The 23,736-nt window shown below is 68.9% G+C and carries 21 protein-coding genes; 8 read left to right on the top strand and 13 right to left on the bottom strand.

Annotated elements, in window-relative coordinates; all coding sequences use genetic code 11:
- The first annotated feature begins 165 nt into the window (after positions 1-165).
- Both M2351_RS13690 and M2351_RS13685 read left to right on the top strand, forming a co-directional pair.
- Entirely contained in the window at positions 166-633 is a 468-nt protein-coding gene (locus M2351_RS13690; protein ID WP_209769503.1) for a Dps family protein, read from the top strand.
- 153 nt (positions 634-786) lie between these two features.
- Positions 787-1,275 carry a DoxX family protein gene (locus tag M2351_RS13685; protein ID WP_264656595.1) on the top strand — a complete coding sequence of 163 codons (489 nt, stop codon included), beginning with the start codon at positions 787-789 and terminating at the stop codon, positions 1,273-1,275.
- 116 nt (positions 1,276-1,391) lie between these two features.
- On the opposite strand, the gene trxB is transcribed toward M2351_RS13685, so the two are convergent.
- The 5 genes from trxB to M2351_RS13660 all read right to left on the bottom strand — a co-directional run bounded on the left by trxB (position 1,392) and on the right by M2351_RS13660 (position 7,130).
- Positions 1,392-2,396, bottom strand: a complete 1,005-nt coding sequence (gene trxB / locus M2351_RS13680; protein WP_264656594.1) for a thioredoxin-disulfide reductase — start codon at positions 2,394-2,396, stop codon at positions 1,392-1,394.
- A gap of 25 nt (positions 2,397-2,421) precedes the next feature.
- Positions 2,422-4,368, bottom strand: coding sequence for a hypothetical protein (locus tag M2351_RS13675; RefSeq protein ID WP_264656593.1), 1,947 nt, complete (start codon positions 4,366-4,368; stop codon positions 2,422-2,424).
- 189 nt (positions 4,369-4,557) lie between these two features.
- Complete coding sequence (locus M2351_RS13670) at positions 4,558-5,190, bottom strand: 2OG-Fe(II) oxygenase (RefSeq protein WP_264656592.1); 633 nt, start codon at positions 5,188-5,190, stop codon at positions 4,558-4,560.
- A 60-nt stretch (positions 5,191-5,250) separates the two neighbouring features.
- Positions 5,251-5,907, bottom strand: coding sequence for a 2OG-Fe(II) oxygenase (locus tag M2351_RS13665; RefSeq protein ID WP_264656591.1), 657 nt, complete (start codon positions 5,905-5,907; stop codon positions 5,251-5,253).
- A gap of 164 nt (positions 5,908-6,071) precedes the next feature.
- Complete coding sequence (locus M2351_RS13660) at positions 6,072-7,130, bottom strand: mitochondrial fission ELM1 family protein (protein ID WP_319801884.1); 1,059 nt, start codon at positions 7,128-7,130, stop codon at positions 6,072-6,074.
- A gap of 166 nt (positions 7,131-7,296) precedes the next feature.
- Here M2351_RS13660 and M2351_RS13655 point away from each other — a divergent pair, with 166 nt between their 5' ends.
- Both M2351_RS13655 and M2351_RS13650 read left to right on the top strand, forming a co-directional pair.
- Positions 7,297-7,848, top strand: coding sequence for an Lrp/AsnC family transcriptional regulator (locus tag M2351_RS13655; RefSeq protein ID WP_264656590.1), 552 nt, complete (start codon positions 7,297-7,299; stop codon positions 7,846-7,848).
- 252 nt (positions 7,849-8,100) lie between these two features.
- Positions 8,101-9,033, top strand: coding sequence for a dienelactone hydrolase family protein (locus tag M2351_RS13650; RefSeq protein ID WP_264656589.1), 933 nt, complete (start codon positions 8,101-8,103; stop codon positions 9,031-9,033).
- A 36-nt stretch (positions 9,034-9,069) separates the two neighbouring features.
- Here the strand turns inward: M2351_RS13650 and M2351_RS13645 are convergent, their stop codons facing one another.
- The 3 genes from M2351_RS13645 to carB all read right to left on the bottom strand — a co-directional run bounded on the left by M2351_RS13645 (position 9,070) and on the right by carB (position 13,807).
- Positions 9,070-9,759 (bottom strand): hypothetical protein, encoded by a 690-nt coding sequence (locus M2351_RS13645; RefSeq protein WP_264656588.1) that lies wholly within the window; start codon positions 9,757-9,759, stop codon positions 9,070-9,072.
- 240 nt (positions 9,760-9,999) lie between these two features.
- Positions 10,000-10,473, bottom strand: coding sequence for a transcription elongation factor GreA (gene greA / locus M2351_RS13640; RefSeq protein ID WP_264656587.1), 474 nt, complete (start codon positions 10,471-10,473; stop codon positions 10,000-10,002).
- A gap of 82 nt (positions 10,474-10,555) precedes the next feature.
- Positions 10,556-13,807: a carbamoyl-phosphate synthase large subunit gene (gene carB, locus M2351_RS13635; RefSeq protein WP_264656586.1), complete on the bottom strand. Its 3,252-nt coding sequence runs from the start codon at positions 13,805-13,807 to the stop codon at positions 10,556-10,558.
- A gap of 312 nt (positions 13,808-14,119) precedes the next feature.
- Here carB and M2351_RS13630 point away from each other — a divergent pair, with 312 nt between their 5' ends.
- Positions 14,120-14,971 carry a PAS domain-containing protein gene (locus M2351_RS13630; RefSeq protein ID WP_264656585.1) on the top strand — a complete coding sequence of 284 codons (852 nt, stop codon included), beginning with the start codon at positions 14,120-14,122 and terminating at the stop codon, positions 14,969-14,971.
- An 11-nt stretch (positions 14,972-14,982) separates the two neighbouring features.
- Positions 14,983-15,351, top strand: a complete 369-nt coding sequence (locus tag M2351_RS13625; RefSeq protein WP_264656584.1) for a hypothetical protein — start codon at positions 14,983-14,985, stop codon at positions 15,349-15,351.
- A 27-nt stretch (positions 15,352-15,378) separates the two neighbouring features.
- Here M2351_RS13625 and M2351_RS13620 read toward each other — a convergent pair whose 3' ends face one another.
- Complete coding sequence (locus M2351_RS13620; protein WP_264656583.1) at positions 15,379-17,436, bottom strand: methyl-accepting chemotaxis protein; 2,058 nt, start codon at positions 17,434-17,436, stop codon at positions 15,379-15,381.
- Between the two features lie 189 nt (positions 17,437-17,625).
- On the opposite strand from M2351_RS13620, the gene M2351_RS13615 reads away from it, so the two are divergent.
- On the top strand, positions 17,626-18,348 hold the full coding sequence (locus tag M2351_RS13615; RefSeq protein WP_264656582.1) for an MgtC/SapB family protein: 723 nt from the start codon (positions 17,626-17,628) through the stop codon (positions 18,346-18,348).
- Positions 18,349-18,375: 27 nt separating this feature from the next.
- Here M2351_RS13615 and M2351_RS13610 read toward each other — a convergent pair whose 3' ends face one another.
- The 4 genes from M2351_RS13610 to msrA all read right to left on the bottom strand — a co-directional run bounded on the left by M2351_RS13610 (position 18,376) and on the right by msrA (position 22,495).
- Entirely contained in the window at positions 18,376-18,867 is a 492-nt protein-coding gene (locus M2351_RS13610; RefSeq protein ID WP_264656581.1) for a DinB family protein, read from the bottom strand.
- Positions 18,868-18,887: 20 nt separating this feature from the next.
- Positions 18,888-20,888: a DNA translocase FtsK gene (locus tag M2351_RS13605; protein ID WP_264656580.1), complete on the bottom strand. Its 2,001-nt coding sequence runs from the start codon at positions 20,886-20,888 to the stop codon at positions 18,888-18,890.
- On the bottom strand, positions 20,885-21,652 hold the full coding sequence (locus M2351_RS13600; RefSeq protein ID WP_264656579.1) for a PAS domain-containing protein: 768 nt from the start codon (positions 21,650-21,652) through the stop codon (positions 20,885-20,887). The genes M2351_RS13605 and M2351_RS13600 overlap by 4 nt, the downstream gene beginning before the upstream one ends.
- A gap of 201 nt (positions 21,653-21,853) precedes the next feature.
- Positions 21,854-22,495, bottom strand: a complete 642-nt coding sequence (msrA, locus tag M2351_RS13595) for a peptide-methionine (S)-S-oxide reductase MsrA (protein WP_264656578.1) — start codon at positions 22,493-22,495, stop codon at positions 21,854-21,856.
- A gap of 23 nt (positions 22,496-22,518) precedes the next feature.
- Here msrA and M2351_RS13590 point away from each other — a divergent pair, with 23 nt between their 5' ends.
- Positions 22,519-23,679, top strand: a complete 1,161-nt coding sequence (locus M2351_RS13590; RefSeq protein ID WP_264656577.1) for a ribonuclease Z — start codon at positions 22,519-22,521, stop codon at positions 23,677-23,679.
- Positions 23,680-23,736 lie beyond the last annotated feature (57 nt).

Genomic DNA, 23,736 nt, shown 5'->3' with positions numbered 1-23,736 from the left:
TAAATTGTCGGATCGGGCCGGCACGGTACGCCGGCCCGACCTGTTGGAATTGCGTCGGGCAGACATTAGAATAATTCTAATTTCTGACTTTACCCTGTGCACGACCACGCCTATCATTCCAGGCAAGCCGAAACGGTAGAACGATCGGACGGAGGAGTTTGGACCATGCAGATCGACATCGGAATCGCGGAAGGCGACCGCAAGGCCATCGCCGAGGGCCTGAACCGCGTGCTTGCGGACACCTTCGCCTTGTACCTGAAGACGCATTCCTTCCACTGGAACGTCACCGGGCCGATGTTCAACACGCTCCACACCATGTTCATGACGCAGTACACGGAACTGTGGACCGCGCTGGACGAGGTGGCGGAGCGCATCCGTGCGCTGGGCTACCCGGCGCCGGGCAGCTTCTCGCAGTTCTCCAAGCTCGCCTCCATCGGCGAGGAGCAGGGCGTGCCGAAGGCGCAGGAGATGATCCGCCAGCTGGTGGAAGGCCACGAGGCCGTCGCCCGCACCGCCCGGCAGGTCTTCCCGACCGCCGAGCAGGCCAACGACCAGCCGACCGCCGACCTGCTGACCCAGCGTCTGCAGATCCACGAGAAGACCGCCTGGATGCTGCGCAGCATGCTCGAGTAGCCGGTTTCAGCGTTTGGAAACGCCGGGATGGGGGCATCGTCCGTGGACGGTGCCCCCATTTTCGTTTCCGATTTTCGTCCCGCCCCCCGCTGAAAACGGCGACGTCCGTACACAGTTCGTAGGCGAAGGTTCGTCCACGCGGAGACAGGCGTTATGGCTTCTTCCTACGATTACGACCGGACGCGGGGTGTGGGCCCCGGCGCGGAGCGGCTCGGCTGGGTCGACCGGACGGCGCTCGGCAGCCAGGATTTGCTTCTGCTGGTCGCCCGCATCCTGATCGGGGCGATCTTCGTGCAGAGCGGGTTCGGCAAGCTGACGAACCTCGGCGGTTTCGCCGGCGGCTTGGAATCCCAAGGGCTTCCCGCCCCGATGCTGCTGGCCGCGCTGGGCGGTTGTGTGGAATTCTTCGGTGGGCTGGCCGTGGTGCTGGGGGCCTGGACCCGTCTGGCCGCCGCGGCGGTGGTTGTCTTCACCATCATGGCGACGCTGATCGCCCACCGCTATTGGGCGGTCCCGCCCGAGGCCGCGGGCATGCAGAAAATCCAGTTCATGAAGAACGTCGCCATCATCGGCGGCTACTTCGGCCTGATCGCCGCCGGGGCCGGACGCTTCAGCGTTGATGGATGGCGGTCGAGGCGGTAGGGGGATTCACCACAGAGACACAGAGGACACAGAGACCCCCACCAGACGATCCGTCCCGTCGGGAATTCTTCGTGCCTCTGTGTCTCTGTGGTGAAAAAGCTCTCTTGTTCAGTCGTTTACCAGGTCGACATCGGGCTCGGGTCGCCATGGGCGCCGGCCGCGGGCTCGTGGTGGGCGAGCCAGCGCTCGGCCTCCAGCGCGGCCATGCAGCCCATGCCGGCGGCGGTGACCGCCTGGCGGAAGACCTTGTCCTTCACGTCGCCGGCGGCGAAGACGCCGGGGATGTCCGTGGCGGTCGAGTCGGGCGCGGTGAGGATGTAGCCCGCCTCGTCCATCTTGACCTTGCCCTTGAACACGGCCGTAGCCGGCTCGTGGCCGATGGCGACAAAGACGCCGGCCACGGGGATCACGCGCTCCTCCCCGGTCTTCGCGTTCTTGATGCGCACACCGGTGACGCCGCGCGGGTTGCCCATGGACCCGTCGCCCTCGCCGACGATCTCCTCCACCACGCTGTCCCAGACCACCTCGACCTTCGGGTTGCGGAACAGGCGATCCTGCATGATCCGCTCCGCCCGGAAGCTGTCGCGGCGGTGGATGACCGTGACCTTGGAGGCGTGGTTGGTCAGGTACAGCGCCTCCTCGACGGCGGAGTTGCCGCCGCCGATCACGGCGATCTCCTTGCCGCGGAAGAAGAAGCCGTCGCAGGTGGCGCAGGCCGACACGCCGAAGCCGCGGTAGATCTCCTCGCTGGAGATGCCCAGCCAGCGGGCCTGGGCGCCGGTGGCGATGATGACGCTGTCGGCGGTGTAGGTGTCGCCCGAGTCGCCCTTCGCCACGAAGGGGCGCTGGGTGAAGTCCACGTCGGTGATCAGGTCGAAGACCATCTTGGTCCCGACATGCTCGGCCTGCTTCTGCATCTGCTCCATCAGCCAGGGGCCCTGGATGGGATCGGCGAAGCCGGGATAGTTCTCGACGTCGGTCGTGATCATGAGCTGCCCGCCCGGCTGCATCCCCTGGACCATGAGCGGCTGCAGGTTCGCGCGCGCCGCGTAGATGGCCGCCGTGTAGCCGGCCGGGCCGGCGCCGATGATGAGGACCTTGGTGTGATGGGTCGTGGGCATCGCTCTGTCCGTCAGGATCTCTTGATTAGAAGCCGAACATATGGTCGAGGCTGAACGCGCCGTCATCGGCGCCGCCAGCGAGGCAGCCATGATATCCGAACAGGCGGCACGTGGTGTCGCGGATCAGCACATAGGCGTGGTCGCCGGCCGCCATGCGCTCGGCCTCGGTGAAGGTGTCGCGGTATCGGAAATGGTGCGACCCGCCGCAGGGAATGGCGATCCGCCGCCGCACCACCTCGATGCCGTCGCGCCGGGTTAGGACCAGCTGCGTGTCGGACGTGGCGTGCCAGGGGGTGGAAGCCGGGTAGATCAGGTGGCAGAAGGTGTCCCACGGCTCCGTCCCCAGCCGCAGGAACAGGCGGGTGGACAGCCCCGGCGGGCGGCCGTGGTAGCTCTGCGGCTCGTCCCGGTAGGTCAGCGCCGTGTTGAAGATGTGGCTGCCGAAGCTGCTCTCGGCGGCGTGGCCGCTGCGCATGTCCTCATAGCGGACCAGCGCGTGCAGCCAGCCGTCGGCCTCCTGCCCGGCCTCGAAGTCGTAGAGCAGCTCCACATGGCCCCACCCCTCCGGGAAGCTGGCCGCGGAGGCGAGCCCCGTGACGTCCAGCGCCACGCTGTCGGAGCGCTTCAGGGCGCCGAAGCGGTGGCGGGCGACCTCCTGCCCCCGGGCGTCGTAGACGACCGCCTGCACGGGAAGGGTCTGCTGCCCCGTGCTCATCGGGGTGGGCAGCAGGATGGTGCGCCAGCGGTCGGGCGGCAGCAGCGGGGCCGGCAGGATGTGGCCCTTGCCCAAAAGCGCCCCGGGCTGGCCGCTGGTCAAAACCGGCAGCTTCGGGTCGGGCTTCAGGTCGGTGCGCTCCACATTGGCGTGGGCGATGCGGCGGCGGCCGTTGGTGGAGACCACCTCGTATCGCGGGCGCACGAAATGCTTGCCGGCCTGCACCTCGAACTGCTGCGGCCAGCGCGCCTCGGGGAACAGGTCGCGCGTGTCGATGGCGACGGTGGCGAAGGGACCGACCGACCGGTCGAGCCGGCGGATCTCCGCGGTGCCCATCAGGTTCAGCCCGATGGCACCGGCCGGGATGGGGGTGGGATGGCTGTTCTGCACCCACAGCAGGACGCGCTCGTCCTCCTTCGGGGCGGGCAGGCCGGCGTAGAACTCGGCCGGCCAGGCGTTGGCGTCGTGGGTGCAGGACAGCTGGGCCGGGCAGTTGCCAGCCCCGTTGTCGCTGTATGTATCCAGCGCGTACTTCACCACGTCGTGGCCGGCGGCGCCAATGATGTGCAGGAACAGCGAGCCGCAGAAGTCGCCGAGGCCGAAGCGGGCGCGCACCGCGCGGCTGTCGATCACCACCGTGCCGTTGGCCGGCGGCATGGGCTCCATCCATTCGGCCAGCGTGGCGCCGTCCGCGTCCAACAGGCGCGCCCACAGCCGCGCCGCCCTGGCACCGTAGTTGGACCAGTAGTTGGCGGAGACGACGCGCGTGTGGTGGCCGCCCTCATCCCGCAGCCAGGCGAAGTTGGTCGCCCAGTTGAACTTCGACAGGTAATGGCCGAAGTCGGTCAGCATGTCCTCGGGGATGCGCATGTCGTCCAGCGAGACGACCGGCATGCCGGCCGGGATCAGGTGCGCGATGTGCCCTTCCAGCCGCTGGCTGTCGAAGGCCACGATGAACAGGGTCGCCGCACCGGTCGAAGGCAGGTCGATCACCGGCCGGGCGGCGTGACCGAACAACTCCGTCCCCACCGCGTCAACATCCTGCACGAACACGCCGCAGACCGGGATGCCGGACAGGTCGTAGAACTCCGCCAGCCCGCGCGCCAGCCCCAGCGGGTCGTAGACGGCCACCGGTCCGCCGGCCGCCAGCCGGGCCACGAGCGCCGCCGCCTTGGGCGCGGCCAGGGGATGGCCGACCGCCTTGAAGAAGCTGGAACCGCCGGTGACGTTCGAAAAGGTCTCGATCCGAAGAGGCATGGGACGCACGCGATGAGAGAACAGAACGGACGGGTTATAGCCGTTCGATTATGGGTGCAACAGCGAATTGTCCGAGCGACCCCGTGGGAAAAGCGGGATTCGCGGTTCCAAGGCGGCGCATTGCAAGGCGTCTTGTGAAACGGGCCGCCCCTCGCGGGACGGCCCTTTGCCTGCACGGGTTCGCCTGGCTCAGTAGCTCTTCTGCTCGATGCCCAGGGTGTTCTTGGCCCAGGCGCCGACGCGGTGGCGCCACTGCTCGTGCCAGATGTAGACGCTGTTCTTGACCCAGTTCATCTGCACGGCGCGGCGCTGGCCCTCGAAGGGGTAGTGGCCGTGCCAGGAGGTGTCGGACCGGCGGAAGCACATCAGCGTGCCTTCGTCCGGCGGGACCTCGGCGGCGTAGTCCTCCAGGTTCTGCGAGCGCAGGACGCGCAGCCGCCCGCCCGAGGCCTCCCACGGCGGGTTCATGTAGATCAGCACGGTGACGATCTTGCTGGCCGAGTCCGGGTGGATCTTGCCGTCGGTCGCCCGGCACATGCCGCGGGCGGTGAACATCGTCGGGTACTTCGACAGGTCGACCCCGAACTTCTCCGAGAAGGCCTTGGAGACCTCCTTCCCCCGCAGCTCCTCGATCAGCGCGTCAAAGGCCGGCCCCTGCGGGAACACGCCGAGCGGAATGGAGCCCGGCTTGTCGACCTTGGGGTAGTCGCGGTGCAGGGCCTCCAGGTGTTCCTTCTTCACGAAGCCCGGAACGCAGAGGAAGTCGAACGGATCGTGCTGCAGCGGCGTGGCCCGGAACTTGTCCAAATCGAGCATGGACATGGCGAGGTTCTCCAGAACGGACAATCAGGCGAAAGGGCAGGCGAAAGGGCAGGCGATCGATCAGGCGATGGGGGCGTCGGGGAAGGCCAGCTCGTGGCGGGCGCGCCATTCCGGGCCGACGTAGTTCACGATGATCGACTTGCGCACGCCATCGATCGGGCGCTTGGCGAAGCCGTGCCACGTGTTGGTGCCGGGGATGAAGATCAACCCTTCGTTGAAGGCGTAGGGCGCGCGCGCGACGATGGTCTTCGTCTCGTCCAGCACGTCGGTGCCCCAGTTCTCGCAGCCCGGCCCCTTCGAGAGATAGATCAGCATCGTGTATTTCTTGACGCCGATGTCGGTGTGCGGCTCCAGCCAGAAGCCTTCGGTGTCCTGGCAATATTCGATGCGCAGCGAGGTGCCGGACAGGTCCACGCCGCAGGTGCGCTGGATGGCGTCGGTGACGTCCCGGCTCTGGAACGCCTCGGCGACCGCGGCGCAGACCGGGTGCTTCGCCTGGTTCTCCGCGCCGAAGTAGGTGCGCGACGCGTTGTTCGTCTCGCGCTTGCCATAGGTGTCCTGGACCGTCGGCGGCGCCCAGGGCAGGGACGCGATGCCGTCGGCCGCGTCCTCCGGCAGGGCCTGCGACAGCAGCCAATGGTTGTACGGCTCGGTGGACAGCCGGCTGTTGTCCAGGCAACGGAGGAAGCTCTGGCGCACGGCGCTCGACGAAGTCATGGGAAAGTGTCCATGGTGATCAGACGGTCAACTGCCCAAGGTTATGGCACGATCATCGGGCGAAAGGAACGGAGACGCGGCGCGCCGGCCGGGCGGAATCTGGTGATACCACCGCCCTGCGGTGACATGTCGCGGCCCCTTTGGACACCCGACCGTCATCGGTGTCAGGCCCCCCACTGCCCGCGGTGCGCGGCCAGCCGTTCCCGCAGGTCCTCGGCCACGATGCGGGTCTCGTCCATCGGCGTGTAGGTCCAGCGGTCCAACTCCCCGGTGAAGGGGCGGGTGATGCCGTCCTGGTACAGGCCGTCGTGGAAGGCGCGGAACTTGGGCGAGCCGCCCTCCAGCTCGATCACGTAGACCGGCTTGCCGGTGGAGCAGGCCTCCGACGTCATGGAGACGCTGTCGCAGGTCACCACCACAGCGTCGGCCAGCCCCAGATAGGCGAAGTAGGGGTTCTCGCCGGTGCCGTCCCACACCTCGGCCGGCAGGTCGCGCAGGCGGGCGCGCAGGATCGCCTCGTTGTCGGCGCCGGTGCGGCGCGACGGCGTCACCATCAGCCCGGCGCCGTGCTGCCGGGCCAGATCCGCCAGCTTCGCGGCGACGTCGCCCATGATGGTCGGGGACAGGGCGTAGACGCCGTTGTTGCCGCCGATCAGCACCGCGACGCGCGGGTGGGGCAGGTGGGCGAGGCGGGGAGCGTGGCGCTCCGCCGCGTCGGCCAGGATCTCCGGGGTGACCCGGTGCAGGGCGCCGCGGGTGACCAGGACGTTCGGGCCGCGCAGCCGGTCGTGGCGCGGCACCACCACCAGGTCGAAATGGCGCGGGTTGATCATCGGATCCTGGATCTGCACGGTGAAGGTGCGGCCACCCGACGCCTTGCGGACCGCCAGCGAGGGAGCGATGGCCCGCCGCCCGGTGCCGATCAGCAGGTCCGGCCAGGGCGGCTCGATCGGGTCGCCGTCGGGGCCGGCGGCAAACCGGTTGCCCAGCCGCAGGTAGGGGCTGAGCTGGCGCCAGGGGCTGCGCAGTTGGACGCGCTTGACCACCGGGGTGAGGCCCAGGGCCTCCGCAAGGCCGAGGCACTGGTTCTCCATGCCGGGTTTGCCGTCGGTGACGACCCAGCAGGTCAGCGGCTCGGAAGGGCGGGGCGCCGCATCGCGCGCGGACGGCGCGACGGTCGAGGACCCGGAAATCGTGGAATGCCCGGAAATCGTAGAATGCATCGTCTCACGGATTGTTTCGGGGTGCGGCTGGTCGTCGCGCACCTGTCAGAAGCACGCGGAATGATGAATTTTCCGCTTATGCCGCTTCGGGTTTCTTGCTTGGCGTGGGTGCCTACACCGTGTAATATCCTTTCTTCAAATCACCCCCGGAGCTACCGAGTAAACCATGCGGCGGGTCAAACTCGACCGAATTGACCGGCGCATTTTGCGTGACCTGCAAAATGACGGCCGGATGACGAACGTAGAGCTCGCGCGGCGTGCCGGCATTTCCGCCCCACCCTGCCTGCGGCGCGTCCGCGCCCTGGAGGAGGCGGGCTTCATCCGCGGCTACCACGCCGACATCAATCCCGACGCGCTCGGGTTCGGTGTCACCGTGTTCGCCCAGGTTGGGTTGTCGAGCCAGGCTGAAGCGGACCTAAAGAAGTTCGAGGAACTCGTCAACTCCTGGCCCATGGTGCGCGAATGCAACATGCTCGCCGGGGAGTACGACTTCCTGCTGAAGATCGTGGCGGAAGACTGGGACGACTACCAGCGTTTCCTGACGACGAAGCTGACGGCGGCCCCAAACGTGGCGCACGTGAAGTCGGCGCTGTCGATCCGCACGTCCAAGCACACGCCCGGCGTTCCGATCGACGTGGACTCGCCCGACATCCCCGAGTCGCTGGAGGATGACGAGGACGAGGACGACGAAACCACGGCCCGCGTGGCGCGCCGGTAACGGCGGCGCCCTCGGTTTGATGGATACGGAAAGGGACGGCCCGCCATGCGGCCGTCCCTTTTTTGTCGCCTCCCTTCTGCCATCCCCTGTTGGCCGGGCCGGGCATTCCGCTCTAATTTTATCACCGCCGCCGCGGCGCTCGACAAGGCGCCGCGCATGGCATGTGGTTGCCCAGTGAAGACGGGCGGCCTGTTTTCCACACGCGATGGTGCTACACTCGGCCGCATCGCTGTCCGGAACCGGGAGTTGCCGATGCCCTTTCCCTTCCGCCGCACCGGCCTACCCGGCATTGGCCTGCCCGGTATCGGTCAGGCGGGCGCCGCCCTGTTCGGTGCCGGGCTGGTTGCCGCGCTGGCGCTGGCTGCCCCGCAGGGGGCGCATGCCGCGGCCGCCGGCCTGCACGCGGAGGAAATCGTGCGCTTTCCCTCCCAGGACGGCGACCTGACGGGGGCGGCGCCCACCGCGCTGACCGGCCGCTTCCTGCGCCCGACCGGCGCGGGCCCGTACCCGACGGTGGTCCTGCTGCACGGCTGCGCCGGCCTGTACAACAAGAACGGCCGGGTGTCCGCCCGGCACCTGGACTGGGCGCTGACCCTGCGCGACCAAGGCTACGCGGTGCTGATGGTCGACAGTTTCGGCCCGCGCGGCATCGACCAGGTCTGCACCCACAGCGAGCGCGCGGTCCGCGCGACGGTGGAGCGCAAGCGCGACGCCTGGGCGGCGCTGGCCTACCTGAAGAACCGCAAGGACGTGGACGAGGAGCGGATCGCCGTCATGGGCTGGTCGCAGGGGGCTGGCACCGTGCTGGCCGCCTATGGGCCGGGCGGGAAGGGGGCCGGCTACCGCGCCGCCATCGCCCTGTATCCGGGCTGCCGCACGTCGCTGAAGGACGCCAACTGGCAGCCGGAAGGACCGCTCCTCATGCTGCTGGGCGGCAAGGACGAGTGGACCCCGCCGGAGCCCTGCCTGGAACTGGCCAAGCGCGATCCCGTGAAGGAGCGGACGGAGGTCGTCGTCTACCCGGACGCCCACCACGGGTTCGACCTGCCGTCCTCGCCGCTGCACAAGCGGACCAACCTGCCGAACGCCCCGGCGGGGGAGGCGACGGTCGGCACCAACGAGACCGCGCGCCAGGACGCCATCGCGCGGGTCAGCGCCTTCCTGCAGGAACAGCTGCGCGGCTGAGATCGGCGATCATTCCGGCAGCCATCCCGGCCACCATCAACGGAGCGAGCCGGCGACGGACTCGCAGGTGCGGGCCAGACGCTCCAGCGCCGGCCGGTCCGGCTTCTGGCTGGACGCCCATTGCCGGAGCGTGGCGTTGCCCGGTTTCCACAGGTCCGTCGGTCCGGCGGCCATCACCCGCTCGATCATCGCGGCCGGCATGCCGCCGTCCCGCAGCACGGTCCGGGTCTGCGCCGTCACCTCGGCGAGCAGCGGGCGCGCGTTCGGCGAATAACGCGGCAGCGCGGCCGGGCCCAGAGGAGTTGGGCTGAGCGGAGCCGGACCGGACGCGACCTTGCGGTCGACGAGGAAGGGGGCGTGGAAACCGATGTCTCCCTCCAGTTCCCGCGCGGCCCCGCCCATCACCGCGACGGCGGCGGCCGAGTAGGCCTTCGCCCCACGCGGCACGGCGACCGGCAGGCCGGACCAGGCGATCACCCGGGCCAGCCGCGTTCCGGCCCAGGCGTCGCCGCCCGGCGAATTGACGACGATCCGGCGGATGTCAGGACGGTCCACCAGGAAACGCGCGGCGTGGCACTGGTCGGACGCGGCGATCTCCCCGGTGATGATCAGGTCCCGCCGCCCGTCGGCGCCGCGGTCCACGGCGACTTGGCCCGCGCGGGCGGGACCCCCGGCCAGTGTGGGGAGGGAAGGAATGACCACAAACAGTCGGAAAGCAGCGCTCATGCTGCAATTATGATGCGTCCTCAGGGAAATTCTATTGATTTATATCGACTAAAAATTGCGGCAAATCGTCCGCGGCGATGGCGGACTGGCGCGGGGCGGCCACGGTTCCGGGCCCGAAAACACCACACCCCCGGAGCCAGAAAAAAAGCCGCCCGGCGCGGGATGCGCGGGGCGGCTTCTTCTTCGGCAGGCGGTGGGCGGTGGACGGCGTCAGCGGCCTGCGCGCGCCGTCACGGGCCCTTACTTGAAGGCGACGGTGACGATCTCATAGACCTTGGAGCCGCCGGGGGTGGACACCTCCACGCTGTCGCCGACCGACTTGTTGATCAGCGCGCGGGCCAGCGGCGCCTGGATCGACAGCAGGCCGTTCTTGATGTCGCTCTCGTCCTGGCCGACGATCTGGTAGGTGATCTCTTCGTCGGTGTCTTCGTCGGCAAGCGTCACGGTGGCGCCGAACTTCACGGTGCTCCCGGCCAGCTTGGTGGGGTCGATCACCTCCGCGCGACTGATCTTGTCCTCCAGCTCCGCGACGCGGCCTTCGATGAAGCTCTGCCGCTCGCGCGCGGCGGTGTATTCGGCGTTTTCCGACAGATCCCCGTGTTCACGAGCCTCGGCGATCGCCTTGATGACGTTCGGACGCTCGACAGTCTTGAGGTGCTTCAGTTCTTCTTGCAGGCGGTTGTATCCCGCCGCGGTCATTGGAACCTTTTCCATCGTTCAATCCATCACCATGCCGACGCAGCCCCTGGGAAAACGTACGGCGCGGGGAGGAGGTCCGCCGCGCCGTACACCGTCCCTAATAGGAACCGCTAAGGTACGACTGCAACGGAGCAACTTCAAGGCTGCCGTTCCGGAGTGCGGCAATTGCTTCCACAGCCGCACGGGCGCCCGCCATGGTGGTGTAATAGGGCAGGTTGTAGGTGAGCGCCGTGCGGCGCAGGCTGAAGCTGTCGGACAGCGCCTGCGCGCCCTCCGTGGTGTTGATGACGAGGTGCACTTCGCCGTTGATCATCGCGTCGACGATGTGCGGCTGGCCTTCCACCACCTTGTTGATGGTGTCGGCCGGCACGCCGGCCTCGCGCAGCGCCGCCGCGGTGCCGGTGGTCGCCAGCAGGCGGAAGCCCATGCCGTGCAGCTTCTGCCCGATCTGCACCGCCGACGCCTTGTCGCGGTCCTTCACCGAGATGAAGACGGTGCCCTGGACCGGCAGGGTGACGCCGGCGCCCAGCTGCGACTTGGCGAAGGCCAGCGCGAAGTTGTGGTCGAGGCCCATGACCTCGCCCGTCGACTTCATCTCCGGGCCCAGCACGATGTCCACGCCGGGGAAGCGCGCGAAGGGGAAGACGGCTTCCTTCACGGCGGTGTGCGGCGGGGTCGGGCCGTTCAGCTTGAAGTCGGCCAGCTTCTCGCCGGCCATGATGCGGGCGGCGATCTTGGCAATCGGGGTGCCGGTGGCCTTGGCGACGAAGGGCACCGTGCGGCTGGCGCGCGGGTTCACCTCCAGGATGTAGACCGTGCCGTCCTTCACCGCGAACTGCACGTTCATCAGGCCGACGACGTTCAGCGCGCGGGCCAGCGCCTCGCCCTGGCGGCCGATCTCCGCGATGGTCTCGGCGGGCAGCGAGTAGGGCGGCAGGGCGCAGGCCGAGTCGCCGGAATGGATGCCGGCCTCCTCGATGTGCTCCATGATGCCGGCGATGTAGACCTGGCCGGCGGCGTCGGCCACCACGTCCACGTCCACCTCGATGGCGTCCTGCAGGTAGCTGTCGATCAGCACCGGGTTCTTGCCCGACACCTTCACCGCCGTGCCCATGTAGCGCTGGAGCCCGGCCATGTCGTGGACGATCTCCATGGCGCGGCCGCCCAACACGTAGGACGGGCGGATGACGACCGGGAAGCCGATGGTCTCCGCGACCTTCTCCGCCTCTTCCAGCGAGCGGGCGAGGCCGTTGGCCGGCTGCTTCAGCTGCAGGTGGTGCAGCAGCTTCTGGAAGCGCTCGCGGTCCTCCGCCAGGTCGATGGCGTCGGGCGAGGTGCCCAGGATCGGGATGCCGGCCTTCTCCAGCGCGTCGGCCAGCTTCAGCGGGGTCTGGCCGCCGAACTGCACGATGCAGCCCAGCACCTTCCCCCGGCGCTGCTCGACGCGGACCAGCTCGATCACGTCCTCGGCGGTCAGCGGCTCGAAATACAGGCGGTCGGCGGTGTCGTAGTCGGTGGAGACCGTCTCCGGGTTGCAGTTGACCATGATGGTCTCGATGCCGGCTTCGCGCAGGGCGTAGACGGCGTGGACGCAGCAATAGTCGAACTCGATGCCCTGGCCGATGCGATTCGGGCCGCCGCCGAGGATGACGACCTTCTTCTTATCCGTCGGATCCGATTCGCACTCGGCCTCGCCCGTGCCGTCCGTCTCGTAGGTCGAGTACATGTAGGGCGTGCGCGAGGCGAACTCGGCGGCGCAGGTGTCGATGCGCTTGAAGACCGGAGTGACCTTGGCGGCGCGGCGGGCCTCGGCGACCTCGGCCTCGCTCTTGCCGGTCAGCTCGGCCAGCCGGGCGTCGGAGAAGCCCATCTGCTTCAGCTTCAGCCAGCCGTCCTTGTCCGTCGGCAGGCCGCCCGCGGCGATGGCCGCCTCGCGGTCGACGATGGCCTTGATCTGCTCCAGGAACCACGGGTCGTACTTGGAGACCTGCTGCACCTCCGCGACGGTGAAGCCGTGGCGGAAGGCCTGGGCGATGACCAGCAGGCGGTCCGGCGTCGGCTTGGCCAGGGCGCCGCGGATGGCGGTCGGGTCGGGGTTGTCGACTCCGCCGATCTTCAGCTCGTTGAAGCCGGTCAGGCCGGTCTCCATGGAGCGGAGCGCCTTCTGCACCGACTCCTGGAAGGTGCGGCCGATGGACATCGCCTCGCCCACCGACTTCATGGAGGTGGTCAGCAGCGGCTCCGTGCCGGCGAACTTCTCGAAGGTGAAGCGCGGCATCTTCGTGACGACGTAGTCGATCGTCGGCTCGAAGCTGGCCGGCGTGGTGCCGGTGATGTCGTTGGTCAGCTCGTCCAGCGTGTAGCCGACGGCCAGCTTTGCCGCGATCTTGGCGATCGGGAAGCCCGTGGCCTTGGAGGCCAGCGCCGAGGAGCGCGACACGCGCGGGTTCATCTCGATGACGATCAGGCGGCCGTTCGCCGGGTTCACCGCGAACTGCACGTTGGACCCGCCGGTCTCCACCCCGATCTCGCGCAGCACCTCGATCGAGGCGTTGCGCATGATCTGGTATTCCTTGTCCGTCAGCGTCAGCGCCGGGGCGACGGTGATCGAATCGCCGGTGTGGACGCCCATCGGGTCGATGTTCTCAATGGCGCAGATGATGATGCAGTTGTCCGCCTTGTCGCGGACGACCTCCATCTCATACTCCTTCCAGCCCAGCACCGACTCCTCGATCAGCACCTCGCCGACCGGGCTGGCGCGCAGGCCGCCGCGCACGATGTCCTCGAACTCCGCGCGGTTGTAGGCGATGCCGCCGCCGGTGCCGGCCAGCGTGAAGCTGGGGCGGATGATGGCGGGCAGGCCGACGAAGTCCAGCGCGTCCATCGCCTCGTTCAGCGTGCGGACCATGCGCGAACGCGGGGATTCCAGCCCCAGCTTGTCCATGGCGTCGCGGAACAGGATGCGGTCTTCGGCCTTGGCGATGACGTCGCGCTTGGCGCCGATCATCTCAACGCCGAGCCGTTCCAGCGTACCGTCGTCGGACAGCGCCATGGCGGTGTTCAGCGCGGTCTGGCCGCCCATGGTCGGCAGCAGGGCGTCGGGCCGCTCCTTCTCCAGGATCTTCGCCACCACGGCCGGGGTGATCGGTTCGATGTAGGTGGCGTCGGCCAGGCCGGGATCGGTCATGATGGTGGCCGGATTGGAGTTGACCAGGATCACCCGGTACCCCTCCTCGCGCAGCGCCTTGCACGCCTGGACGCCGGAGTAATCGAACTCGCAAGCCTGGCCGATGACGATCGGCCCCGCGCCGATGATGCAAATGGATTTGATATCTGTGCGCTTGGGCATGGGTCCGCTTCTCGACGTTCGTGCAGCAAAAGCCCCCTCGCGCCATTGGCCCCTGACGGGGCGCGGGAGAGAGGGGGCACGGTCATATGTCGTTGCGAGGCCCTTTTATAGGGGCTAAGGCGCGCGGGGGGAAGGGGCGGGATGATGCGTAAGCCACATGTCTGAAACATCGCGCCGCGAAGGCGAGGCGGCGCTTGAACGCGGGCGTGAACGGCGTCATCAATCCGGGTGTCCCCGAACCGACCCTGCGGGAGAACCCCGCGCCTTTGGTACAATTTCTGATCCCGTTGCCTCCGGAGCCCGCGTCCCACGATGACCCACGCCTTCGCCAAGGACAGCCGCGCCTGCGCCGCCTGCGTCTCGTGGGGGGGAGACCGCGCCCTGTCGGACGACCACACGCTGGTCCACGTCGACCGCTACAGCGCGGAAGGGGAGTGCCGCACGGCCTCCAGCCAGGACTACCGGAAGGTCACCCGCTCCTACCACACCTGCGGGACCTGGGCGGCGCTGCCCATGCTGAAGAAGCACGGCGGCCGGCCGGAACGGCAGCCGGTCTTCGCCACCCCGATGCAGCCGGCCGCCGCATCGACCGCCGCATCAACCGCCGCCGCGGTTTTGGCCAAGCCGGAGCCGGTGCCCGTCGTAGCGGTGGCGCCCGCTCCCGTGCCCAAGCCGGAGCCCAAGCCGGAGCCGGTGCCGGAACCCGTGGTCTGCCGGTCGGAACCGCTGGACATCGACCAGACCCCGCAGGCCGCGCGCGTGCTCCATGTCTATTGGCGCCGGGTCAAGCAGCAGCGCGCCCTGCCGATGGCCCGCGAGATGGACACGGCGCAGCTGCGCGAATGGGTGTCGCGCCTGTGCCTGATGGAGCCGGTGGACGGCGGGGCCGACTTCCTCTACCGCGCCTGCGGGCGGGCGGTGCAGCGCAAGATGGGGCGGCGCCCGGTGCCCCTGCGGGTCAGCGCCTGCCACCCGGCCGACGCCGCGGAGCGCTTCAACGCCGACCTGCGCGCGTGCCTGGAGAGCGGGCAGCCGCGCAGCCTGCTGGTGCGCGACGACCCGATGCTGCCCGGGGTGCGCTTCGTGGAGCTTCTGCTGCCGCTGGCCGGAGAGGACGGCCGCCCGGCCTGCGTGCTGGCCTACCGGCACGTGCCGGGGGCCTGACGGGAGGCGGAATGCCCTGGCGGACGACCCCGCAGCCCCCCAGCGCACGTCAGGCCGCAAGCCAAGCCGACATCGTCGGCGTCTGGCCGTCCGCCGTCTGGATCCTCGTCGGCACGGTCTTCTATCTGGAGAATCCCCAGGCCTTCGCCGGCTGGAAGGGGGCCCTGTATTTCGTGGCGGGCACCGCCGTGGTGGCGCTGGGCGGCGGCATCGTCAGCCTGGGCCTGCGCCGGGGCGTCGCCAACATGCTGCGGGAGGTTTTTCCCCGGCGCGACCGCTTCACCGACTTGGTGTCCTGGCTGCTGCGCGTGATGCTGGGCGCGGCGGAAGGCCTGCTGGTCGCCCTGTTCGCCCGCTGGACGCTTGAGGTGCTGGGTTAAACCAGTTTGCTGGACTCCGCCTGCGGCTTAGGCGGAGCGCACGCGGCTGAGGAAGCTGGTCATCTCCGTCCACAGAAGGTCGGCCTGCCGCACCAGGTCGGACGAGGCCGACAGCACCTCATGCGCGGCGTCGCCGGTCAGGTTCGCGGCGTTCAGCACGCCGGAGATGGTCGATGTCACCTCGGTGGTGCCGCTGGCCGCCTGGTGGACGTTGCGGGTGATCTCGCGGGTGGCCGCACCCTGCTGCTCGACCGCAGCGGCGACGGTGGCGTTGATGTTGCTGATGGTGCTGATGGTTTCCGCGATGGTGGTGATCGCCCCGACGGCCTTCAGCGTCTCCGCTTCGATTTCCGCCACCTGGGCGTCGATGTCGCCGGTGGCCCGCGCCGTCTGCCCGGCCAGGTTCTTGACCTCGTTGGCGACGACGGCAAACCCTTTTCCGGCCTCGCCGGCGCGGGCGGCCTCGATGGTGGCGTTCAGCGCCAGCAGGTTGGTCTGGTTGGCGATGGTCGAGATCAACTTGCCCACCTCGCCGATGCGCTTGGCCGCGGCGGCGAGCCCGCGCACCGTGGCGCCGGTCGCGTCGGCCTCGCCGACGGCGCGGCGCGACACCTCCGACGCCTCGATGACCTGGCGGGCGATCTCCCCGATGGAGGCGTGCAACTCCTCCGCGGCCGCGGCGACGGTGTGGACATTCCCGGACACCTGCTCCGCCGCGCCGGACATGACGACCGAGCGCTGCGAGGTGTCGGTCGCCGTGACGCTCAGCCGCTCGGCGTTGCTCTGCATGCCCGTGGCGAAGGATTTCACCGTCCGCGCGACCTGTTCGACGCTGGCCTCGAAGGAGTCGGCAAGGCCGGACAGCGTGCGGCGCTTGCTGGCTTCGGCCTCGGCCTTCAGGCGCTCCTGCTCCGCCTCCAGCCGGCGCCGGTCGATCGCGTTGGCGCGGAAGGTGGACAGCGCCGCGTACAGGGTCCCGATCTCGTCCCGCCGGCCGTCGCGCGGCATCTCCACGTCGAGGTCGCCCTCCGCCAGCCGCCGGGTCGCCCCCGTGACCCGGGCGATGGACCCGGTGACGTCGGTGACGATGCCGTAGGCCAGCCCGGCGGTCAGCAGCAGGCCCAGGGCCGTGACGGCGGCCAGGACGGCAAAGGTCGCCCGTGCGCTTGCCAGGTTCTGCGCGGCGAGGTCCCGCAGATCGGCGGCGAGCCGGTCCTCCACCTCCTTCATGCGGTCGATGCGTTCCGTCGCCTTCTGGAACCAGACCGGGGCCTGGATGCCCTGCAGGTCTCCCGAAAGCCCGCCGTCGAGCGCCGCCTTGCGCAGAGGGCGGAGGGCGTCGAGCGAGGCCCCCTCGGACCGCGACTCGAACAGGGCGGCCTGGGCCGGAGTCGCCAGGGTCCGGAATACGGTGAAGTATGTGTCCTGAGCGGCGATCAGCCCGATCAGCCGCTGGTGGATGGCCGGCTCGAACCGGCCAGCGGCGAATCCGGCGGCTCCGGTCGCCCGTTCCTGCCCGGCGCGTTCCTTGCCCTGGAGGAAGCCCGTGTAGGCGACGATGCGGCTTCCCATCGTCCCGTCGGTGGTGATGCGGGGCAGTTCGTCGACGGTGCCGAGCAGCGCCTGGATGATGCCGGTGTAATAGCCGAACGACGCCGGCCCCGGCACCGCCAGCGCGGTGATCTGGTCCCGGCGGGCGGCAAGATCGTCCAGCCCTTTGACGGTGGCCGACAGCTTGTCCAGGAAGCCGGAGCCGGCCGCGGCCTTCGCCGGCCCGAGCAAGGACTTCACGGAGGCCAGCCGGCGGTCGGACTCCTGGTGCTGCGCCTGCAACTCGGGGCGGAACTGCGTGCCTTTGCTGCCGATGAACAGGGCGGAGGAACCGCGTTCCTTCTGCAGCTCGTGCACCAGCGCGCTGACCCTGGTGATGGCGTCGGCCAGTTCATCCAGTTCCTCGAATTGCCGAGCGGTCTGCCATCGGTCGGCGACCAGCACGCCCGTCATTCCGAGAAGGCCCAACATCGGCAACAGCAGGGCGCACAACACCTTGCCGCGAATGGATAACCTGGAAAGAACGGCGGACATGCGTTTCCCTGGTAATAGAACGCTCTGCAAACATTTTTGTAATTGAAAAAATGTCTGGCAACCGTGAAATTCCGCGCAAAGCATTGTGAACCAATTTGCCGCAGTGCTCGGACGCTCTTTGACATATCGTTCGTAGGCCAACTGGCGCCTACACTTCCATCCTCGCGTCGGTCGTTGCGGGAAGGGGCCATGGACATTCTCAGCGCCTATTGGGCCCAAGCCGAGCTGGTCGCCAACGGCATCGTCCTGCTGCATCTGGTCGGCGCGCTCGGCCTCGGCATCCTGATGGGGTACGAGCGCAGCTACCACGGGCGGGCGGCGGGCATGCGGACCTACGGGCTGGTCTGCCTCGCCTCCGCGGCGCTGACGGTCGTCGTAGGGTATCCGACGCTGTGGTACGGCGGCACCGGTGTGGCCGCGGCCGGAGACCCGACGCGCGTCATCCAGGGCATCGTGACCGGCATCGGGTTCCTGGGCGCCGGCGTCATCATGCGCGAGGGCTTCTCGATCCGCGGGCTGTCCACGGCAGCCTCCATCTGGACGGCGGCGGCGGTCGGGGTGACGCTCGGTCTCGGCTTCTACGGGGCGGCCGTGGGGGCCGCGGTGCTGACCATCCTGGTGATGAGCGGGTTCCGGCGGCTGGAGTCGGCGCTGCCGCACCAGACCGTGATGCATTTGGCGATCGTCTTCCTGCGCGAGAAGGCGCCGTCGGCCGAGGTGATCCGCGCGAAGGCGCGGGAACACGGCTACGACATCACGGATTGGGCCTTCCACCTGCAAACCGACGGCGGCCGTTTCGAATACCAGATCACGCTGCAAGCCAACGGGTCGCCCGACCCCATGCAGCTGATCAACCAACTGGCCGTCGCCGACGCGGTGGTGGAGTTCCGCCTGTCGCCCTCGCGGATTTGACGCGCCGGCGCCTTAGGATGGGTGGGTTTACTTGTCCAGAAGGAAGTACGCGAAGTCGATGCTGGGGGCGGGCAGGCCGAACTGGCTCAGCAGCGTGTGCGCTTGGCCGCGGTGGTGGGTCTGGTGGTTGAAGATGTGGGTCAGGATCGCCGTGAAGGGCAGGGCATGTTCCTGCCCGTTCATGGAGCGGTAGGGGAAGATCGTGCCGAACCGGTTTTCATCCTGCGCCGCCACGACGCGGATGATCCGCTCGTCCTCCGCCTCGCGGGCGGCGCGCAGCTCCGCGAAGCCGTCGCAGAGGATCTCGTCGAGCGCTGTGGGCGTCGGGCCCGCGCCCTCGATGCGGCGCAGCCACACGCGGTCGGCGACCAGCAGGTGGTTCAGCGTGCCGCGCACGGATTGGAAGAAGGCGCCGCGGTCCTCGCGGTACTGCGCGTCGGACAGCTGGGCCGCCACCGCGTAGAGGCGGCGGTTGGCCCAGCGGTTGTACCGCGCGAACTGCTCGAAGTGCGCCTTCATCCCATGGCCCCTTCCCGGTATCAGACCCCCGCGCGCTTGGCCGAAAGGCCGGCGGAGGAGAGCAGGACTTCGCGCTTGCCCTGGTGGTTGGCGGGGCCGACCACCCGTTCCGTCTCCATGCGCTCCACCAGCCGGGCAGCGCGGTTGTAGCCGATCTGGAGCTGGCGCTGGATGAAGCTGACGGACACCTTGCCCTCGCGGACCACCATGTTGACGGCCTGCATGTAGAGGTCGTCGCCGCTGTTGCCGCCGCCGCCCTCGTCGTCGTCCTCCGCGATGGCTTCCTCCTCCTCCTCCGTGATGGCGGTCACGTAGTTGGGGGCGCCCTGCGACTTGATGAACTGCACGATCTCCTCAACCTCCGAATCGGAGACGAAGGGGCCATGCACGCGGGTGATGCGGCCGCCGCCGGCCATGTAGAGCATGTCGCCCTGGCCAAGCAGCTGCTCCGCCCCGGCCTCGCCCAGGATGGTGCGGCTGTCGATCTTCGACGTCACCTGGAAGCTGATGCGGGTCGGGAAGTTGGCCTTGATGGTGCCGGTGATCACGTCCACCGACGGGCGCTGCGTCGCCATGATCAGGTGGATGCCGGCAGCGCGGGCCATCTGGGCGAGGCGCTGGATGGCCGCCTCGATCTCCTTGCCGGCGACCAGCATCAGGTCGGCCATCTCGTCCACGATGACCACGATGTAAGGCAGCGGCGCCGGCTCCTGCGGGGTCAGGTCGAAGACGTTCTCGGCCTCGCCGGGGGCGGAGCGGCGGGGCATCGGCTCGCCGTTGGCGATCATCTCGGCGATGCGGGCGTTGTAGCCCTCGATGTTGCGCACGCCGAGCTTGGACATCGCCTCGTAGCGGCTCTCCATCTCGCGCACGGCCCAGCGCAGCGCCACCACGGCCTTCTTCGGGTCGGTCACCACGGGGGTCAGCAGGTGCGGGATGCCGTCGTAGACCGACAGTTCCAGCATCTTCGGGTCCACCATAATGAAGCGGCAGCGCTCCGGCGGCAGGCGGTAGAGCAGCGACAGGATCATCGTGTTGATCGCCACCGACTTGCCCGACCCGGTGGTGCCGGCGACCAGCAGGTGCGGCATGCGGGCGAGATCGGCGACCACCGGTTCCCCGCTGATGTCCTTGCCCAGCGCGATGGCCAGCTGGGCCTGCGACTCGGCGAAGGCCTGATGGTCGAACATCTCGCGCAGGTAGACCATCTCGCGCACCGGGTTCGGCAGCTCCACGCCGATGACGCTGCGGCCGGGCACGATGGCGATGCGGGCGGTGACCACGCTCATGGAGCGGGCGATGTCGTCGGTCAGGTTGATGACCGTGGCCGACTTGGTGCCGGGCGCCGGCTCGAACTCGTAGAGCGTCACGACGGGGCCGGGGCGCACGTCCATGATCTCGCCGCGGACGCGGAAGTTCTTCAGCACCGTCTCCAGCATCCGCGCGTTGCGGGCCAGCACGGTCTCGTCATGCTGCTGCGGCGGGCGCGGCGGCGGGCTTTGCAGCAGCGTGGCCGCGGGCAGGCTGTAGGGGTGCCCGGCCTCCTCCTCCGGACCGAGGTCCGGGGCATCGTCCATCGCCAATTCGCCAAGCACCGGTTCGTCCCCGGCCTCCGCCGATTCGTCCTCAAGGTCGGTTTCGGCGCCGGCCTCCTCGTCCGCTTCCTCGTCCGCCTCGATCTCCATCTCCGCCGCGTGATCCGGCAGCGGGGCGGGGACGACGACCGGGGCCGGGTCGTCCATGGGGTCGCGTGCCTCGTAGGCCCACTCCACCCCCGACAGGAAGGCGAAGCCGGCGACGACCGCCAGCGACTCGTCGGCGAGGTTGGTCGAATAGACCGTGCCGGCGCGCGGCGTACCGGGCAGCACCTCCACGTCCCAGGCCACGCGGCCATCGGTCCGCGTGTTGGGGATGAGGTTGAAGGGGCGGCCGTTCAGCGCGCACCACAGATTGAACTCGTCGGCGGTGACGACTCCGGACTGGGTGGCGGGCGCGGTCAGGTGGGGCGTGCGCGGCGTCATGCCGGGGCTCCCGGTTTCAAGTCGGTGGAATTCGGTCGGGCGGGGTCTTCGGCGTCGGACGCGTCGTGATCGTCCTCAAGGAGGCTTTCGGCGCCGTCCTCGTCGGAATCAACCGGCGTGGGATCGACCGGCATGGCCTCATCCTCGGCGGCCTCATCCTCGGCGGTCTCATCCTCGGCAACCTCGTCCTCAGCCGCCGCGGGCCAGCCGGCGTCGTCCATTTCGGCGGTGTCGGGCTCGACATCCTCGTCCGTCACGACAAGCTCCGGCTCGGTGTCGTTGGGCGCGGTGTCTTCGCCCGTCGGCTCCTCGACAACCGGATCGTCGGGAATCAGCTCATAGGCGGCGACCAGAAGCTTGTCGATCAGGTCGCCGTCGCTGGACATGGGCAGGGCGAGCCGTTCCCAACTGCGCGTCGTGCCGCTGAAATCGGCGGTGTAGACGCGGGCGACCGGCATCCGCTCGCGCAGCACCGACGCGTATTCGGGACGCAGGATGGCGCGCTGCTCCTCCGGCAACTCGTCCAGCGTGGCGCCCAGGCGCGAATGCCCGAACGCCGCGGCCAGAGCCTTGCCGTAATAGGAATAGACAAAGTCGTCTTCGCCGATGACCTCGAAGATCACAATATTGTCTTTCCACGGCCGCAGGTCGGCCGGGGCAATCGTGCTGGAGATCGGCGGCTTGTCGCCGACGCGTTTGGTGAGCCAAAAGTCAAGCAGGCCGCTCAGGTGCGGCGTCGCCAGCTCGGTTCTTTCCTTGATCATCGATTGGGCGCGGAATTCTCGGGCGGCGCCCCGCGGGGGTGCCCCCTGGAGCTTTCATGGACCGCCGGAACCATACTCGGAAGGGGAGGGCGGGCGCAACCGCGAGGGTTTGCCCCGATCACGCCACCCCGCCCCTGTCGCGCGGATGTCGCAGTGGCGGGTGATTGCCTCCCGCAACACCGCGCCGTACGACCACGCGGATCACGCCGCGCAGGTCACCCCGGTGCCGCCCAGGCCGCAGTAGCCGCCGGGGTTCTTGGACAGGTACTGCTGGTGATAGTCCTCGGCGTAGTAGAAGGGCGGGGCCTCGCGCAGTTCGGTGGTCACCGGGCCGAAGCCGGCCTGCTTCAACCGCGCCTGATAGGCATCGAGGCTCGCTTCGGCGGCCTGCTGCTGTGCTGCGCTGTGGGTGTAGATGGCGGAGCGGTACTGGGTGCCGACGTCGTTGCCCTGGCGCATGCCCTGGGTCGGGTTGTGCGCCTCCCAGAAGACGCGCAGCAGATCCTCGTAGCGGACCTTGGCGGGATCGTAGACGACGCGCACCACCTCGGTGTGGCCGGTGCGGCCGGAGCAGACCTCCTCATAGGTCGGGTTGGGCGTGTGGCCGCCCTGGTAGCCGACCATGGTGGTCCACACGCCGGGCGTCTGCCAGAACTTCCGCTCCGCACCCCAGAAGCAGCCGAGGCCGAAGTCGGCGACCTCCAGGGTGTCCGGGAAGGGCGGGGTGAGCGGGTTGCCGTTGACGTGATGGCGGGTCGTGACCGGCATCGGCGTGTCGCGGCCGGGCAAGGCCTCTTCCGCGCTCGGCAGCTCGACGGGCTTGCGCAGGAACATTCCGAGCATCTGGGCGTCTCCCTTGGCGTAGGATGGAAGGCGTATGTCGGGTCCCGACCGGTGAACGGCAAGGGAGCCCGCCGGTCACGCTTCCGCGAGGACGCCGGAACCGGGGCGCCGCGCGGGCGGTTTGCACCAACACCGTCCCTGGAGGCGACCCGCTGAACCCGCTGCTGCACCCCCAGCTCGTCAACCCGCCCTTCGGCGATCCCGGCGTCCTGGTGGAGGTCCGGTTCGAGCGGCGCTGCCTGCTGCTCGACCTCGGCGACTTGGCGCCGGTGCCGCCGCGCCTGCTGCTGCGGACCACGCACGGCTTCGTCTCGCACACCCACATGGACCATTTCGCCGGTTTCGACCGGCTGCTGCGCGTCTGCCTGGGGCGGGAGAAGGCGCTGCATCTGTTCGGCCCGCCGGGCTTCGTCGACCGGGTGGCCGGCAAGTTCGCCGCCTACACCTGGAATCTCGCGCCGGGCTACGCGGCCGATTTCGTCGTGACGGCGACCGCGGTGGAGGGGGACGGCACGGCGCTGACGGCCGAATTCCACAGCCGCCGCCGCTTCGCCCGCGAGGCGGATCGGACCGTCCAGCTCAACGGCGGGCTGCTGGTGGCGGAGGACACGCTGGCGGTGCGCGCCGTATCACTCGACCACGGCATCCCCAGCCTCGCCTTCCGCATCGAGGAGCCGGCGCACGTCAACGTCTTCCGCGACGGGTTGGATCGGTTGGGCCTCGCCGTCGGGCCATGGCTGCGCGACCTGAAGCGTGCCGTGTTCCGGGCGGACAACGACGACGCGCCCATCGAGGCCCCCGGCCGCGACGGCGGGACGGTGGTCCTGCCGCTCGGGCAGTTGAAGGCGGAGGCGCTGTCGGTCACCGCCGGGCAGGCCATCGCCTATGTGGTGGACGCCGCCTTCACGCCGGAGAACGCCGCGCGCATCGTCGATCTGGCCCGCGGCGTGGACCTGCTGTTCATCGAATCCCCCTTCCGCGCCGCCGACGCGGAGACCGCCGCCGCGCGCCGCCACCTGACCACGGAGCAGGCCGGCCGGCTGGGTGCGGCGGCCGGAGCGCGGCGGGTGGTGCCCTTCCACTTCTCCCCGCGCTATTTGGGCCAGGAGGAGGAGATGCGGCGGGAGGTGGAAATCGCCTTCCGCGCCGCCGAACCGCTTGGTTTTAGCTTCGACGCGGTGTGACGGGAGCTTTCCCGCGTTTTCCGCGTTTAGTCCAAGGTTGACGAGCGGGAGGGAATG

The organism is Azospirillum canadense, assembly GCF_025961225.1.
In the GTDB taxonomy this organism is placed as follows: Bacteria; Pseudomonadota; Alphaproteobacteria; order Azospirillales; family Azospirillaceae; genus Azospirillum; species Azospirillum canadense.
This window is presented reverse-complemented; position numbering and strand designations above follow the sequence as displayed.